Source organism: Aeromonas sp. S2(2024) (assembly GCF_041402505.1).
Taxonomy (GTDB): Bacteria; Pseudomonadota; Gammaproteobacteria; order Enterobacterales; family Aeromonadaceae; genus Aeromonas; species Aeromonas media.
The window spans coordinates 88,229-104,074 of sequence record NZ_JBGLRL010000010.1 but is presented as its reverse complement, the minus strand read 5'-3'; the positions used below and the strand labels follow the sequence as shown (position 1 = coordinate 104,074).

General features: G+C 59.4%; 10 protein-coding genes. 9 read left to right on the top strand and 1 reads right to left on the bottom strand.

Annotated features, from left to right (window positions below):
* Positions 1-18: 18 nt before the first annotated feature.
* Positions 19-1,443, bottom strand: a complete 1,425-nt coding sequence (ccoN, locus tag ACB039_RS12370; protein ID WP_005329626.1) for a cytochrome-c oxidase, cbb3-type subunit I — start codon at positions 1,441-1,443, stop codon at positions 19-21.
* A 281-nt stretch (positions 1,444-1,724) separates the two neighbouring features.
* Here ccoN and ACB039_RS12365 point away from each other — a divergent pair, with 281 nt between their 5' ends.
* The 9 genes from ACB039_RS12365 to ACB039_RS12325 all read left to right on the top strand — a co-directional run bounded on the left by ACB039_RS12365 (position 1,725) and on the right by ACB039_RS12325 (position 15,564).
* Positions 1,725-2,183: a hypothetical protein gene (locus ACB039_RS12365; RefSeq protein WP_042648243.1), complete on the top strand. Its 459-nt coding sequence runs from the start codon at positions 1,725-1,727 to the stop codon at positions 2,181-2,183.
* 111 nt (positions 2,184-2,294) lie between these two features.
* On the top strand, positions 2,295-2,753 hold the full coding sequence (locus tag ACB039_RS12360; protein WP_005329612.1) for a GAF domain-containing protein: 459 nt from the start codon (positions 2,295-2,297) through the stop codon (positions 2,751-2,753).
* Between the two features lie 101 nt (positions 2,754-2,854).
* Entirely contained in the window at positions 2,855-3,496 is a 642-nt protein-coding gene (gene proQ / locus ACB039_RS12355) for an RNA chaperone ProQ (protein ID WP_371165779.1), read from the top strand.
* 8 nt (positions 3,497-3,504) lie between these two features.
* Complete coding sequence (gene prc / locus ACB039_RS12350; RefSeq protein ID WP_041205797.1) at positions 3,505-5,517, top strand: carboxy terminal-processing peptidase; 2,013 nt, start codon at positions 3,505-3,507, stop codon at positions 5,515-5,517.
* 138 nt (positions 5,518-5,655) lie between these two features.
* On the top strand, positions 5,656-8,280 hold the full coding sequence (gene pepN / locus ACB039_RS12345; RefSeq protein ID WP_371165778.1) for an aminopeptidase N: 2,625 nt from the start codon (positions 5,656-5,658) through the stop codon (positions 8,278-8,280).
* Positions 8,281-8,343: 63 nt separating this feature from the next.
* Positions 8,344-8,565 carry a DUF2835 family protein gene (locus ACB039_RS12340; RefSeq protein ID WP_005329605.1) on the top strand — a complete coding sequence of 74 codons (222 nt, stop codon included), beginning with the start codon at positions 8,344-8,346 and terminating at the stop codon, positions 8,563-8,565.
* 457 nt (positions 8,566-9,022) lie between these two features.
* Positions 9,023-13,885 carry an NAD-glutamate dehydrogenase gene (locus tag ACB039_RS12335; protein ID WP_371165777.1) on the top strand — a complete coding sequence of 1,621 codons (4,863 nt, stop codon included), beginning with the start codon at positions 9,023-9,025 and terminating at the stop codon, positions 13,883-13,885.
* A gap of 46 nt (positions 13,886-13,931) precedes the next feature.
* On the top strand, positions 13,932-14,942 hold the full coding sequence (gene pyrD, locus ACB039_RS12330; protein ID WP_371165776.1) for a quinone-dependent dihydroorotate dehydrogenase: 1,011 nt from the start codon (positions 13,932-13,934) through the stop codon (positions 14,940-14,942).
* An 85-nt stretch (positions 14,943-15,027) separates the two neighbouring features.
* A complete protein-coding gene (locus ACB039_RS12325; RefSeq protein WP_371165775.1) occupies positions 15,028-15,564 on the top strand; it encodes a cell division protein ZapC in 537 nt (178 codons plus the stop codon).
* Positions 15,565-15,846 lie beyond the last annotated feature (282 nt).

The following is a 15,846-nucleotide window of genomic DNA, read 5'->3' as shown; positions in this document are numbered from 1 at the left end:
GCTTTAAACCCCTTCAGATCAGGCTGGCTGTGCGACGGGTTCCAGGGAACCCTTGGGCGCAGTGACGGTGCGATAGGCGTTGTAAGCCATCAGCAGCATGCCGGTGACGAAGAAGCAGCCACCCAGGAAGCGCACGAAGTAGAAGGGATAGGAAGCTTGCAGCGCCTCCACGAAGCTGTAGGTCAGGGTGCCGTCATCATTGACCGCACGCCACATCAGACCCTGCATCACCCCAGAAATCCACATGGAGACGATGTAGAGCACTGTGCCCACGGTCGCCAGCCAGAAGTGGACGTTGATCAGGCGGATGCTGTACATGCGGCCCTGATCGAACAGGTTCGGGATCAAGTGATACACGGCGCCGATGGATACCATGGCAACCCAGCCCAGGGCACCGGAGTGGACGTGACCTATGGTCCAGTCTGTGTAGTGGGAGAGGGCGTTGACCGTCTTGATCGCCATCATGGGGCCTTCGAAGGTGGACATGCCGTAGAACGACAGGGACACGATCAGGAAGCGCAGGATGGGGTCATAGCGCAGCTTGTGCCAGGCACCGGACAGGGTCATGATGCCGTTGATCATGCCGCCCCAGGAGGGGACGAACAGGATGAGGGACATCACCATGCCCAGGGACTGGGCCCAGTCAGGCAGCGCGGTGTAGTGCAGATGGTGCGGACCGGCCCAGATATAGAGGGAGATCAGCGCCCAGAAGTGCACGATGGAGAGGCGGTAGGAGTAGACCGGACGCCCCGCCTGCTTGGGCACGAAATAGTACATCATCCCCAGGAAGCCGGCGGTGAGCAGGAAGCCGACCGCGTTGTGGCCATACCACCACTGCACCATGGCATCCATGGCGCCGGAGTACATGGAGTAGGACTTCATGCCGGAGAGTGGCACTTCCATGTTGTTGACGATATGCAGCACGGCCACCGTGATGATGAAGGCACCGAAGAACCAGTTCGCCACATAGATGTGGGAGGTGGTGCGCTTGACCAGGGTGCCGAAGAAGACAATGGCATAGCTCACCCAGACCACGGCGATGGCGATGTCGATGGGCCATTCCAGCTCGGCATACTCCTTGGAGGTGGTGTATCCCAGTGGCAGGCTGATGGCGGCGGCGAGGATGATCGCCTGCCAGCCCCAGAACACGAAGGAGGCGAGCGGGCCGCCAAACAGTCTTGCCTGGCAGGTGCGCTGTACCACGTAGAAGGAGGTGGCCATCAGGGCACTGCAACCAAACGCAAAGATGACCGCGTTGGTATGCAGGGGACGCAGGCGACTGTAGGTCAGCCAGGGGGTATCAAAGTTGAGGGCAGGCCAGATCAACTGGGCTGCGATCAGTACACCAACCGACATACCGACAATTCCCCAGACAATCGTCATGACGGTGAACTGGCGCACAACGGTGTAGTTGTACTCAGGGTGGTTTGTTGTATGGCTCATCGTTGTATTCCGCTTCCGATGCTGTTGTTTGTTTTTCGCCCGGTAATCGGGGCCATTTTCACCCCTGATTTGCAAAATCCTCTCGTTAACATCTGTTAATAAAAGGAAAAGCAAAAGGTGGTTAAATGAAAATTCATTGAGAATGATACTGAACTGACCGGTAAAATAACAGTACAAACAGTGATATATTTGGCTCCAGCGGGTCTGGTGCCCGCCAGTTTTTACCTTGCGCAAGATCACGAAAATCGCATTTTTAAAGTACCTTACAGGGCTGTTTTTTCATGAAAGAGAGACTCACTTCACGCAAAATCGTGCACTTGACGATCGTTTTGGCCATTTTGCTCTCCCTGATGGCCTATCGGACCTGGTTTTCGGGCCCGCCGAGCGGGGAGGCGAAGGCAACAAATGATCAGATTTGTGATCTGTCCCACAGCAGTTGTTCCCTTCTCGTCGGCGATCAGCCCCTGACGGCCAGCGTAGACGGCTTGCCGATCCGCCCTGAACATGACTTTGTGCTGCGTCTTCAGGGAGGTTCTCCCGCCATCACCCCCATCAAAGCCTGGCTGGAGGGCAGAACCATGTTCATGGGACGCATTCCCGTGCAATTCGAGGCGAAGGAGGGAGGCTGGCAGGGGGCCGCTCAGGTGGGGAGTTGCACCACTGAGACCATGGAGTGGCTGCTCAATATCGAGTGGAGCAATGGCCAGCGCCAGCAACTGACACTGGGAATTTCCCCCTGACAGGAGGCTGACGTTTGTGGCCCAGGAGGGGGGATAAGTGAAATTTGATTTGAATTTTTCAGGCAGGTCGGTACCTTGCATTCATTATCAAGGAGTGAAGTTCATTTAATCATGATTGAAAAACAAGCATTTTATCGCACCCTCAACCAACAGGCCCAGGCGCTGCTGGAGGGTGAACCCGACCTGATTGCCAACCTGGCGAACCTGTCTGCCCTGCTCAATCAGGAGCTGGCTGACATCAACTGGGTCGGTTTTTATCTGTTGCAAGGGGAAACCCTGGTACTCGGCCCCTTCCAGGGCAAGCCGGCCTGCGTGCGCATTCCGGTGGGCCGCGGCGTCTGCGGCACGGCGGTGGCCGAGGGCAAGACCCAGCTGGTGGACGACGTACACCAGTTCACGGGTCACATCGCCTGCGACGGCGCCAGCAATTCGGAAATCGTGATTCCGCTGCGTCGTGGTGGTGAGATCATCGGGGTGCTGGACGTGGATAGTCCGATTTTTAACCGTTTCGACCAGGAGGACCGGATTGGCCTCGAAGAAACGGTGCAAATTTTGGAAAGCATGCTCTAAGTCATTGCTAGATGGTTCGCAAAAGGTCCCAAGCTCTCTATAATAGGGCCTTTGTTGTGTTCGGGCATGCCCGTGCGTCTATATGAAAGCCAAGGTTATACATGGAAAACACTGAAAAGCTGAAGAACAGTAAAGAGATCGTTGCCTACCTGGTCGAGAAATTCCCGGCCTGCTTCATCGCTGAAGGAGAGGCCAAGCCACTCAAGATTGGCATCTTCCAGGATCTGGCCGCGCGTCTTGCTGATGACGAGAGAGTCTCCAAGACCATGCTGCGCTCTGCTCTGCGTCAATACACCTCCAGCTGGCGTTACCTGCATGGCCTCAAGGCTGGCCAGGCCCGTGTCGATCTGGATGGCAACCCCGGTGAGCTGCTGACCGAAGAGCACATCGAGCATGCCAAACAGGCGCTCAAGGAGAGCAAAGAGCGTGTCTTTGCCAGCCGCCGCACCAACACCAAGGAGAAGGAAGACAAGCCCAAGCAGCCGCGCCGCAACGCGCCGCGCAAGGCCGATTCGCCCCGCTCCGACAAGCCCAAGTCTGCTGCCCCCAAGGCCGCACCTGTAGCCGATGCTCCCCTGGTCAAAGTGGATGCCGCCACCCTGAAAGTGGATCAAGGCGTGCGCGTCGTGCTGGGCAAATCTCCCGTGCCTGCGACCATCAAGGAAGTGACCAAGGATGACGTACAGGTTCAATTGCAGACCGGCATGATGTTGCGGGTCAAGTTCGAGCATCTGGTTCTCTAAGGAGACGAATGTTGAAGCATGGCGTGATTCGTTTTTCCCTCGTTGCCTGTAGCCTGGCGCTCGCCGGACTCGCACAGGCCATCGAGCCGGTGCTCAAGGAAAGTGATTTGCCTGTGTTGGCTCAGGAGAGCCAACATGCTACGGCCAGCAAGCGAATTGCCAATCTGTTTACCCGCTCTCATTACAAACAGTTCAAGCTGGACGATGCCTTTTCCTCCGTGATTTTTGACAAATATCTGGAGAATCTGGACTACAGCCGCAACCTGTTTCTGGCCTCTGACATCAGCCGTTTTGAAAAGTACCGTACCGGTTTTGACACCGACCTCGAGAGAGGGCGTCTGGCTCCGGCCTACGAGATGTTCAACCTGAGTCAGCAGCGGCGTTACGAGCGGTTCGAATACGCCCTCAAACTGCTCGACACTCCCCTGGATTTCACCCAGCCCGACAATTACATCTTCGATCGGGAAGGGGCTCCCTGGCCCAAAGACGAGGCTGAGCTCGACGAGCTGTGGCGTCAGCGGGTCAAGTTTGATGCCCTGAGTCTCAAGCTCAGCGGCAAGGAGTGGCCCGAGATCAAGGAGCTGCTTGGCAAGCGTTACAACAACGCCATCAAGCGGATGTCCCAGACCGAGAGCGAGGATGTGTTCCAGCTCTTCATGAACTCCTTCGCCCGTGCCATCGAGCCGCACACCAGCTACCTCTCGCCGCGCAGCGCCGATCGCTTCAACACCGAGATGAACCTCTCGCTGGAGGGCATAGGTGCCGTGCTGCAGGCGGAAGATGACTTCACCGTCATCCGCTCCCTGGTGCCCGGCGGCCCGGCAGCCAAGTCCAACCACCTCAAGCCCGATGACAAGATCACCGGGGTGGGGCAGGACGACGGCAAGATTGTCGATGTGATCGGCTGGCGTCTCGATGATGTGGTCGAACTCATCAAGGGCCCGAAAGGCAGCAAGGTGAAGCTGGAGATCCAGCGCGGCAAGGGCGCAACCGCCAAGACCGAGCTGGTTGAGCTGACCCGTGACAAGGTGCGTCTGGAAGACAGGGCCGCCAAGTCCAAGGTGATCACCGCCGAAGGCAAGAAGATAGGGGTGCTCGAGGTCCCGAGCTTCTACGTCAATCTCCATGACGACGTCATCAAGGAGCTCTCCAGCCTCAACAAGCAGAAGATCGATGGTCTCATCGTCGATCTGCGTGGCAACGGCGGCGGTGCCCTGACCGAAGCCTCGGCCCTGAGTGGTTTGTTCTTCGCCAGCGGTCCCGTAGTGCAAATTCGTGATCACATGGGCCGTATCACGGTCAATGGTGACGACGACGGCAACGTCTACTACGGCGGCCCCATGTCGGTGATGATCGACCGTTACAGCGCCTCGGCCTCCGAGATCTTCGCCGCCGCCATGCAGGATTACGGCCGCGCCCTGATCCTCGGTGAGAACTCGTTCGGCAAGGGCACGGTGCAGCAGCATCGCAGCCTCGCCAAGGTCTACGACTTCTACGAGCAGCCGCTGGGTCACGTGCAGTACACCATCGCCAAGTTCTACCGGATCGATGGTGGCAGCACCCAGAACAAGGGGGTGGCACCGGACATCGGCTTCCCGACCGCGGTTTCGCCGGACGAGACCGGGGAGAGCCGGGAGTTCAACGCCTTGCCCTGGGACAAGATAGCTTCGGCCAGTTACGACAAGCTGGGGGACTTCTCCAGTCTGCTGCCCAGGTTGAAGTCGGCTCACGATGCGCGGATCGCCAAGGATCCTGAATTTGCCTACGTGCTGCAGGACATCAAGGAGTATCAGGCGGATCAGGACAAGAAGTCGGTCTCTCTGAACGAAGCCGAGCGACTGGCGGATCAGGCCAAGCAGGACGAGAAGGCGCTGGCGCGAGCCAACGAGCGACTGACCCGTCTTGGCAAGCCGACGGTGAAGAGCCTGGATGAACTGCCGACCGATTTCGAGGCCCCTGACGAGTATCAGATTGAAGCCGCGAACATCACGGCGGATCTGGCAAGGCTCAGCAAGGGCTGAGAATCCAGGGTGCATCAGCATGAATACAAGGGCGACTTCGGTCGCCCTCTCTTTTGGCGGAATGCAAACTATTTGACCCTGCCGAATCGTTGTGACAGCCTCTGACACGTCAATAACAAAGCGTGGAAGCACACAATAATGACCGATCACTCCCAGGCCATGACGGCCAAGTATCGCCAGGATTACCGGGCGCCCCTCTACTGGATCGACAGCATCGATCTCGATTTTCAACTGCAGGAGCCCCTGACCCGGGTCACCGCCATCTCCCGCCTGCGCCGCAACGGCGAGCACAACGAGCCGCTGGTGCTGGATGGGGAAGGATTGGTCTTGCACAGCGTCAGCGTGGACGGTGTCCCCTTCACCCAGTTCGAGCAGGGGGAGAGCAGTCTGACCCTGTTCAACCTGCCTGCCGAATGTGTGCTGACCATAGTCACGGATCTGGATCCCGCCGCCAACACGGCGCTGGAAGGGCTCTACAAGTCCGGCGACGCCTACTGCACCCAGTGCGAGGCAGAAGGATTCCGGCGTATCACCTATTACCTGGACCGGCCCGACATCCTGGCCCGTTACAGCACCCGGATCACCGCCGACAAGGCGAAATACCCCTATCTGCTCTCCAACGGCAACAAGGTTGCAAGCGGCGAGCTGGATGGCGGTCGCCACTTTGTGCAGTGGCAGGATCCCTTCCCCAAGCCGAGCTACCTCTTTGCCCTGGTGGCAGGTGATTTCGACGTGGAGCGGGGTAGCTACGCTACCCGTAGTGGCCGCAAGGTGGCTCTGGAGATCTTCGTCGACAAGGGGAACCTAGATCGCGCCGGTTTCGCCATGGAGAGCCTGATCAACGCCATGCGCTGGGACGAGCAGCGTTTCGGCCTCGAGTATGACCTCGACATCTACATGATCGTCGCGGTGGACTTCTTCAACATGGGCGCCATGGAGAACAAGGGGCTGAACATCTTCAACTCCAAGTTCGTGCTGGCCAACCCGGCGACCGCCACCGACAGCGACTACCACGGCATCGAGCGGGTGATCGCCCACGAATACTTCCACAACTGGACCGGCAACCGCGTCACTTGCCGCGACTGGTTCCAGCTCAGTCTCAAAGAGGGGCTGACGGTGTTCCGGGATCAGGAGTTCTCCTCTGATCTGGGCTCACGCGGCGTCAACCGCATCAACAACGTGCGTACCGTGCGCGGGCCGCAGTTCGCCGAAGATGCCGGCCCCATGGCTCACCCCATTCGCCCGGATGTGGTGATCGAGATGAACAACTTCTACACCCTGACCGTCTACGAGAAGGGCTCTGAAGTGATCCGCATGCTGCACACCCTGCTGGGTGAAGCTGCCTTCCAGGCCGGTATGCGTCTCTACTTCGAGCGTCACGATGGCTCGGCCGCCACCTGCGATGACTTCGTGCAGGCGATGGAGGATGCCTCCGGTGTGGATCTCGGCCGTTTCCGCCGTTGGTACAGCCAGTCCGGTACGCCCGAGCTGACCGTGACCGACGACTACGATGCCGAAAGCGGCGTCTATCGCCTGCACGTGCGCCAGCACACGCCGCCGACCCAGGATCAGCCGCAAAAATTGCCGCTGCATATCCCCCTCGACATCGAACTCTATGACGAGCAGGGTGACGTCATTGCGCTGCAGTACCAGGGCAAGGCCATCGGCAACGTGCTCGACGTGCTGGAAGAAGAGCAGACCTTCCTGTTCGATCGGGTTCAGGCCAAGCCGGTGCCCTCCCTGCTGCGGGACTTCTCCGCCCCGGTCAAGCTGCACTATGACTACAGCGACGAGGCCCTGGCCTTCCTGATGCGCCATGCCCGCAACGAGTTTGCCCGCTGGGATGCGGCCCAGATGCTGATCAACAAGGCGGTCATCGACGGGGTGGCACGGGTGCAGCAAGGGCAGGGGGTTGAGCTCTCCCCAACCCTTCTGGCGGCCTTCGTCGCCATTCTGGACGAGGCCGAGCTGGACTCGGCCCTCAAGGCGGAGATCCTGGCGCTGCCTGGTGAGGCGACCCTGGCCGAGCTGTTCGAGGTGGCCGACATCGATGCCATCCATCGGGTGCGGGATGCCATCCATGGCCAGCTCGCCGAGGCCTTGGGCGCGCATCTGGCGGCTACCTATGAGCGCCTGCGGCTGACGGGGTACAGGGTGATCCATGGCGACACCGCCAAACGTGCCCTCAAGGGGGTGGTGCTCGGCTATCTGGCGGCGCTGGATGCAGAGCAGGCCGATGCACTGGTGCGCGAGCAGTACGCAGCGGCCGACAACATGACCGACACCCTGGCGGCGCTGCAGGTGGCCAACGGCTATCTGCTGCCATGCCGCGCCGCACTGATGGCCGACTTCGAAGGCAAGTGGGCCCATGATGGCCTGGTACTGGACAACTGGCTGCGGCTGGTGGGCAGCAAGCCTGCCGCCGACGTGCTGGATGAGGTGAAACAGGCGATGAGCCACCCCACCTTCAGCATCCGCAACCCGAACCGGCTGCGGGCGCTCATCGGCAGCTTCGCCATGAACAACCAGGTGCAGTTCCACGCGGTGGATGGCAGCGGCTATCGCTTCCTGACCGACCTCTTGATCGCGCTCAACGAGGTCAATCCCCAGGTGGCGTCCCGCCTCATCACCCCGCTCATTCAGTTCAAGCGACTGGATGAAGGGCGCAAGACGCTTATCCGCGCCGAGCTGACCCGTCTGGCCAACCTCGAGGGGCTGGCGCGGGATCTGTTCGAGAAGGTAAGCAAGGCACTGGCGCAGTAAGGGTGCAGGTCACGGGCAGGGGAGCCAGGCTCTCCTGCCCGTTTTTCATCAAGAGGAGGGGGAATGAGGCAGTACACCTTTCGGCTGGCCCTCAGCCGCGACGAGATCATGCTGATGTACCAGGGCCAGGCCAGACGGCTGGTGGTGCGCACCGAGCAGGGGTTGACCATAGAGTTGGGCCTGGAAAAGATCCGCTCCTTCGTCAGCGTCAACGGGGTGCACGGCTACTTTCGGCTGGTCACCCAGGAAGATCACCGCTTTGTTCGCCTGGAGAGGCTCTCCTGAGGTACCGCTCACTATCTAAGAGAGCTGTGTTCTTCTTGGATCATTCCGTAGGTTTCTGCCTCGAAAGGGTCGCTTGCCGTAGTCGAACCACTCGTGTGAGCTTCCTATATAGGGGAATACGCCTGCTTGCGACGCCAAATACAGGACGATGAACGCCTGGTTAGCCCGAAACGCATAAATTAACAAAACATGAACACAATTCCGGGTAAATATCTGCTTTAAGTCACTATCTATCCGGTTAATCGACTAACAGCCAGTGCGATTTTCTAAATTTTAGCGACTTGGCAAAATTTATCACAACCCAAGCCGTGATCTGCCCCTTGTTTTTAACATCCCGTTATCACCTTTGCTCGCCTTCCTTGATCCAACTCATTACACTTCGCAGCAACTCTGTACCGGCGCACATCCTGGGTGGATGTCGCCGTGTCTGTGATGTCGTCCGATAAGGAAACTAGCAATGGCATTGAAAGACGCCCCTACCTCAGTTCTGCTCGAAAACGTTCTCAGCCTGATCCATCAGAAATTGCCCAAGAACAGCGCCTCCCTGGTCGAATGCTTCGTCGCCAAGTTCTACGGCAACATGGCGAGCACCGACCTGCACGATCGCAATGACAGCGATCTCTACGGGGCGGCGCTGAGCCTGTGGAATGCGCTCAACCAGCGCACCAGCACAGAGCCCTATATCCGGGTCTACAACCCCGAGCTGACCCGCCACGGATGGCAGTCTCCCCATACCATCGTCGAGATCATCCTGCAGGACTCCCCGTTCCTGGTGGATTCCATCCGCATGGCCCTCAAGCGTCGGGGCATCACGGCCCACATGATGCTACACCAGCCGCTGCACCTCATTCGCGGCAGCGAAGGCAAGATAGGCGCCATCCTGGATCTCGACAACACGGCTTCCCAGACCTCGGTCGAGACCGCTTTCCTCATCGAGATCGATCATCTTACGGATGAGGAACAGATGGATGCCCTGACCGCCGAGCTCAACTCGGTGGCGAGGGAAGTGGCCCTGGCGGTGGGGGATTGGCAGCCCATGCTGGGTCGTCTGAACGAGATCATCGAGGAGTTGCCCAAGCGCAAGAACCCGGTCAGCCAGGCCGAGGTGGACTCCTGCGTCGCCTTCCTCAAATGGGTGGCTGCTCACAACTTCACCCTGATGGGCTATCGCCGTTATGACGTCAAGGCGGTGGAGGGGGATCACGAGATCCTGCCCCAGCCGGAATCCAGCCTGGGTCTGATGAAGAACTCCATCAAGGACGAAGGCCAGCGCCTGGGCAACATGCCCGCCAGCGCCCGTCACGCGGCCCTGAGTTCTGACTTGCTGATCCTCACCAAGTCCAACGCCAAGTCCCGGGTACACCGTCCGGCCTATGTGGACTACATCGGCATCAAGCGCTTCGACGAACACGGCAAGGTGGTGGGGGAAGACCGCTTCATCGGTCTCTACGCCTCCTCCATCTACAACACCAGTGCCACCCAGATCCCCCTCATCAGCCACCGCCTCGAGCGCATCATGGCCGCCTCCGGTCACGAGAAGGGCTCCCACGCCTACAAGGCGTTGCTCAACGTGCTGGAGACCTATCCCCGCGACGAGCTTATTCAGGCCCGTGAAGAGGAGCTGCTGGCCACCGGCCTCGGCGTGCTGGAGATGCAAGAGCGTGACATGCTGCGCCTGTTCGTGCGTCGCGACGTCTACGGCCGTTTCTTCTCCTGCATGGTCTATGTCACCAAGGAGCGCTACAACACGGCGCTGCGGGTCAAGACCCAGCAAATTTTGCAGAAGTATTTTGGCAGCAGCTTTGATGTGGAGTTCAACGTCTACTTCACCGAAGGCGTGCTGGCACGGACCCACTACATAGTGCGGGTCAACAACAACAACGTGGATGTGGATGTGAACGAAGTACAGAACAACCTGATTGAAGCGGCCCGCAGCTGGGACGACCGCCTGGACTCCGTGCTGCTCTCCCATTATGGGGAAGCCCGAGGCAACGAACTGCGCCGCCGTTTCAGTACTGCCTTCCCCCGTGCTTACAAGGAAGACGTGCTGCCGGGCTCTGCCGTGGCCGACATCATGGCCCTCGATGGCCTGAGTGAAGCCGAGCCGCTGGGCATGCTGTTCTACCGTGCCCAGGAAGAAGAGAACGATCGCCGGGTGCGTCTCAAGCTGTTCCACCGCACCGAACCCATCCACCTCTCCGACGTCTTGCCCATGCTGGAAAACATGGGGCTGCGCGTCATCGGTGAGACGCCCTATCAGGTGCGCACCCCGAGTGGCGAGATCTTCTGGATCCTCGACTTCTCCATGCTGCTGCGCGGCGATCAGCCATTCGATCTGGCCCAGAGCCAGCAGCGCTTCCAGCAGGCCTTCGCCGCCATCTGGAACAAGACCCTGGAAGATGACGGTTTCAACCGCCTGGTGCTGGGGGCCGGTCTCACCGGTCGCCAGGTCTCTGTGCTGCGCGCCTATGCGAAATACATGCGCCAGACCGGCGTCTCCTTCAGCCAGTCCTATATCGAGGAGACCCTGACCCGTTATCCCGACATCGCAGAGCTGCTGTTCACCCTGTTCGAGCAGCGACTCAACCCTGCGATCAAGCAGGATGCCAAGGCGCCATCGCAAGATGCCAAGGCATTAGCCAAGCTGCACGAGCAGCTCGCCGCCAAGCTGGATCAGGTGGCGAACCTGGACGACGATCGCATCATCCGCCGCTATATGGAGATGATCGACGCCACCCTGCGCACCAACTACTACCAGCCGGATCAGGAGGGTCAACCCAAGCCCTACATCTCCTTCAAGCTGGCCCCCTCCAGCATCACCGACATGCCGCTGCCGCTGCCGAAATTCGAGATCTTCGTTTACTCGCCGCGAGTGGAAGGGGTGCATCTGCGCTGGGGCAAGGTGGCCCGTGGCGGCCTGCGCTGGTCCGATCGCAAGGAAGATTTCCGCACCGAGGTGCTGGGGCTGGTCAAGGCGCAGCAGGTGAAGAACACCGTCATCGTGCCGGTCGGCGCCAAGGGCGGTTTCTATTGCAAGCAGATGCCGGTGGGCGCGCCCCGCGCCGTCATCCAGGAAGAGGGCAAGGCCTGCTATCGTCTCTTCATCCGCGGCCTGCTTGATGTCACCGACAACATCATCAAGGGGGAGGTGATCCCGCCGAAATCCGTGGTGCGTCACGACGAGGATGACTACTACCTGGTCGTGGCCGCCGACAAGGGCACCGCCACCTTCTCCGACATCGCCAACGAGATAAGCCAGGAGTATGGCCACTGGCTGGGCGATGCGTTCGCCTCCGGCGGCTCGGTCGGTTATGACCACAAGAAGATGGGCATCACGGCGCGCGGCGCCTGGGAGTCGGTCAAGCGTCACTTCCGGGAGATTGGCGTCAACTGCCAGACCACCGACTTCACCTGCGTGGGGATAGGTGACATGGCCGGCGACGTGTTCGGCAATGGCATGCTGCTCTCCGAGCACACCCAGCTGGTGGGCGCCTTCAACCACATGCACATCTTCATCGACCCGACGCCCGATGCGGCCAGGAGCTTCGTCGAGCGGCAGCGGCTGTTCGAGCTGCCGGGTTCGAGCTGGGATGACTACAACCGGGAGCTCATCTCGGCAGGGGGCGGCATCTTCCTGCGCTCCGCCAAGTCCATCAAGTTGAGCCCGCAAATTCAGACCCTGCTCGGCACCGACAAGGCCAGCATGGCCCCGAACGAGCTGATCAAGGCGCTGCTCTGCCTCAACGTGGACCTGCTCTGGAACGGCGGCATCGGCACCTATGTGAAGAGCGCCCGCGAGAGCGACGCCGACGTGGGGGATCGCAGCAACGACGTGCTGCGGGTCAATGGCCGTGACCTGCGTGCCCGCATCGTGGGAGAGGGCGGCAACCTTGGCTTCACCCAGCTCGGCCGGGTGGAGTACGCCAGCCAGGGCGGTCACATCAACACCGACTTTACCGACAACGTGGGCGGGGTGGATTGCTCCGACAACGAGGTCAACATCAAGATACTGCTGAACCAGCTGGTGGCCGCAGGCGACATGACCCTCAAGCAGCGCAACCAGATGCTGTACGAGATGACCGACGACGTAGCCCAGATAGTCATCACCAACGCCTATCGCCAGTCCCAGTCCATCTCGGTCACCGCCTTCCGTGGCGCCGAGCAGTTGAAAGAGCAGCAACGCTTCATTCAGGGGCTGGAGCGCGAAGGCAAGCTGGACCGTGCGCTGGAGTTCCTCCCTTCCGACGAGGAGCTCTCCGAGCGGATGGCGGCAGGGCAGGGGCTGACCCGTCCCGAGCTGGCGGTGCTGGTGGCCTACGGCAAGATGGTACTGAAAGAGCAGCTCAACTGCCCGGAAGTGACCGAGGAGCCCTTCCTCGCCAACATGCTGGTCACCAGCTTCCCGGCCCAGTTGCAGCAGCAGTTCGGTGCCGAGCTGGCTCAGCACCCGCTGCGAGGTGAAATCATCGCGACCCGGGTGGCCAACATGCTGGTCAACGACATGGGGCTCAACTTCGCCAGCCGGATGAAGGACGAGACCGGTGCCTCGGTGGCCGAAGTGGCTTGCTGCTTCGCCATGGCCCGGGAGGTGTTCGGTCTGGGTACCCTGTGGCGCGACATCGAAGGGTGTGACAACCTGGTGAGTGCCGAGACCCAGCTCGAGCTGATGTTCTACAGCCGCCGCATCGTGCGCCGGGCCACTCGCTGGTTCCTGCGTGCCCGCAACCGCAGCTGGAGCATCGGCGAGAACATCGCCTTCTTCCGCCCGGCCTTCGAGACCCTGGGGGAGCACCTCTACGAGGTGATGGACGAGAGCGAAGTGGCCGAACATCGCCAGGCCGTCGCCGCCCTGGTGGCCAAACAGGTGCCGGAAGCCATCGCTCGTCAGGTGGCCCACATGAGCAGCCTGTTCTCCAGCCTGGATCTGGCGCAGATTGCCGCGGAGCACAAGACCGACATCCTGCGCGCCGCCAACGTTTACTACCGCCTCGGCGCCAAGCTCGATCTGCACTGGTTCCTCGAGCAGATCAACCATCAACCGGTGGGCAACCACTGGCAGGCGATGGCCCGGGCCTCCTTCCGCGAGGATCTGGACTGGCAGCAACGCAGCCTTACCTCAGTAGTACTGGAAGGGTGCAAAGAGCAGGGAGAATGCGCTACCATACTGGCCGACTGGATTTCGGAGCATGAGCAACTCTTGTCCCGTTGGACCCACATGTTGGCCGACTTCAAGACCACGAGCACTCACGAGTTCGCCAAGTTCTCGGTGGCCTTGCGAGAGTTGAACCTGCTCCAGTTGAATTGCCGAACCTCGGCATAACCCCAAAAGCCCCGGCCAGTTGCCGGGGCTTTTTTAAGGAGCAAACATGCTGTACCCCCTCGCCAGGCATTTTCTGTTCAAACTCAATCCCGAACAGGCACACGATCTCTCCATCAAGTATTTGCCCCGCCTTCTCGGTACACCGCTCGATTGTTTCTTCCGTCATTCACTGCCCCAACGCCCCGTCACTGTCATGGGGCTTAATTTTGCCAATCCGGTGGGACTGGCGGCCGGTCTCGATAAAGACGGGGAGTGTATCGACGCATTTGGTGCCATGGGGTTCGGTTTTATTGAAGTAGGCACTGTGACCCCCAAGCCCCAGAGCGGAAATGACAAGCCGCGGTTGTTCCGGGTAATTCCGGCGGAAGGGATCATCAACCGGATGGGATTCAACAACAAGGGTGTCGATCATCTTGTGGCCAAGGTGAGAGAGGCCAAATATCAGGGGGTGATCGGCATCAATATCGGCAAGAACAAGGACACCCCCATAGAGCAGGGCAAGGACGATTATCTGATCTGCATGGACAAGGTTTATGATCATGCCGGTTATATTGCCGTCAATATCTCTTCCCCCAACACCCCGGGGCTGCGTTCGCTGCAATATGGAGAGGCGCTGGATGAATTGCTGGCTGCCCTCAAGGTTCGCCAGCAGGAGCTGGCCGCGCAATATAAGAAGTACGTGCCGCTAGCCGTTAAAATTGCCCCCGACCTCAGCCTGGATGAAATTAATCAGGTCGCCGCCTCCTTGATCAAAAACGGGATCGATGGCGTCATCGCCACCAATACCACTCTTGAGCGCGACATGATTTATGACATGCCCCATGCCGGTGAAGCAGGGGGCCTCAGTGGTCGTCCGCTCCAGCACAAGAGCACCGAGGTGATCCGCCTGCTGGCCAAGGCCCTCAATGGGGCTCTGCCTATCATAGGGGTGGGTGGTATTGACAGCGCCATGGCCGCTCGGGAGAAATTAGCGGCGGGTGCCAGTCTGGTCCAGATTTACAGTGGCTTTATTTATAAGGGCCCGAGTCTGGTCAAAGAGATCGTTACCCATATTTAAAAGATAACCGGTTGCCCTTATTTAAAGTTGCTCAAATTCTCGACATGGAATAAAGTCGAGGAACGGCTTAAGTAAGGGCAACTCCATGTGTATCCAACCCAATGACAATTGGCAGTGGCATTATGATGCTCAGGATGACCGTCTGATGCTGGATTTATCCGATCGCATGATATTCGCCACCGAATATAAGGGGCGACAGCTCGTTCCCAGCTCCTTCACGACCCAGCCTTTTTGCGTGGACGATGCCGCCCTCTATTACCAGCTGATGGACAAGGCCGCCGAACTCGATTGGAGTGTTCCCCATCAGGTTCAGCTGGTACTCAATGCCATCGCCGTCAGCCGCTTTTATAAACCCCTGATGCCACAAAGCTGGTTCTTTCATGAACAGCAGACTCACTTTATTCCTGATATGGGCTCCCTGGTGTGGATGGAGACTCCCCATGGGCGGGGAGAGTTCATGGTCATCGAGGCCGGCGATCAGGCGAGCGTCTGCCTGAACCTGACCGAGGAACTGGTGCTGACCGCCAGCAAGATCCTGCCAAGGTTCGCGGTGATCAAGGTGATGAATAACCGGATGCAGACCAGGACTCGTGCCCAGGCACAATATCGACAGGTCAGCTGATACTGCCTCTGCTCGTTATTTTTGGTTGATATTCATACGCCCTCGAAATAACCGACAGCGGTTATTTATCGCTCGTCTCTCCCATACCGTTGCGGCACCTTCCTTGAGTCAATTCGTCGCCGTTTGGCGCATGCCCTTCTGCGCTGGATATTGCGTTGCATCGTCTTGCCCGCGCCTCTGTGCCGGCGACAAGAGCAAGAACGGAGGGGATTGCGCCGGCCAGCCCCTTTATATTCGCGCGAACCCCAAGGTTCGGATGCCGAGTGCGGGCCGATAAGGTAT

Bases quoted from the DNA above. Each gene is read 5' to 3' on its own strand.
- ccoN (WP_005329626.1), bottom strand. From the start codon at position 1,443: ATGAGCCATACAACAAACCACCCTGAGTACAACTACACCGTTGTGCGC.
- ACB039_RS12365 (WP_042648243.1), top strand. From the start codon at position 1,725: ATGAAAGAGAGACTCACTTCACGCAAAATCGTGCACTTGACGATCGTT.
- ACB039_RS12360 (WP_005329612.1), top strand. From the start codon at position 2,295: ATGATTGAAAAACAAGCATTTTATCGCACCCTCAACCAACAGGCCCAG.
- proQ (WP_371165779.1), top strand. From the start codon at position 2,855: ATGGAAAACACTGAAAAGCTGAAGAACAGTAAAGAGATCGTTGCCTAC.
- prc (WP_041205797.1), top strand. From the start codon at position 3,505: ATGTTGAAGCATGGCGTGATTCGTTTTTCCCTCGTTGCCTGTAGCCTG.
- pepN (WP_371165778.1), top strand. From the start codon at position 5,656: ATGACCGATCACTCCCAGGCCATGACGGCCAAGTATCGCCAGGATTAC.
- ACB039_RS12340 (WP_005329605.1), top strand. From the start codon at position 8,344: ATGAGGCAGTACACCTTTCGGCTGGCCCTCAGCCGCGACGAGATCATG.
- ACB039_RS12335 (WP_371165777.1), top strand. From the start codon at position 9,023: ATGGCATTGAAAGACGCCCCTACCTCAGTTCTGCTCGAAAACGTTCTC.
- pyrD (WP_371165776.1), top strand. From the start codon at position 13,932: ATGCTGTACCCCCTCGCCAGGCATTTTCTGTTCAAACTCAATCCCGAA.
- ACB039_RS12325 (WP_371165775.1), top strand. From the start codon at position 15,028: ATGTGTATCCAACCCAATGACAATTGGCAGTGGCATTATGATGCTCAG.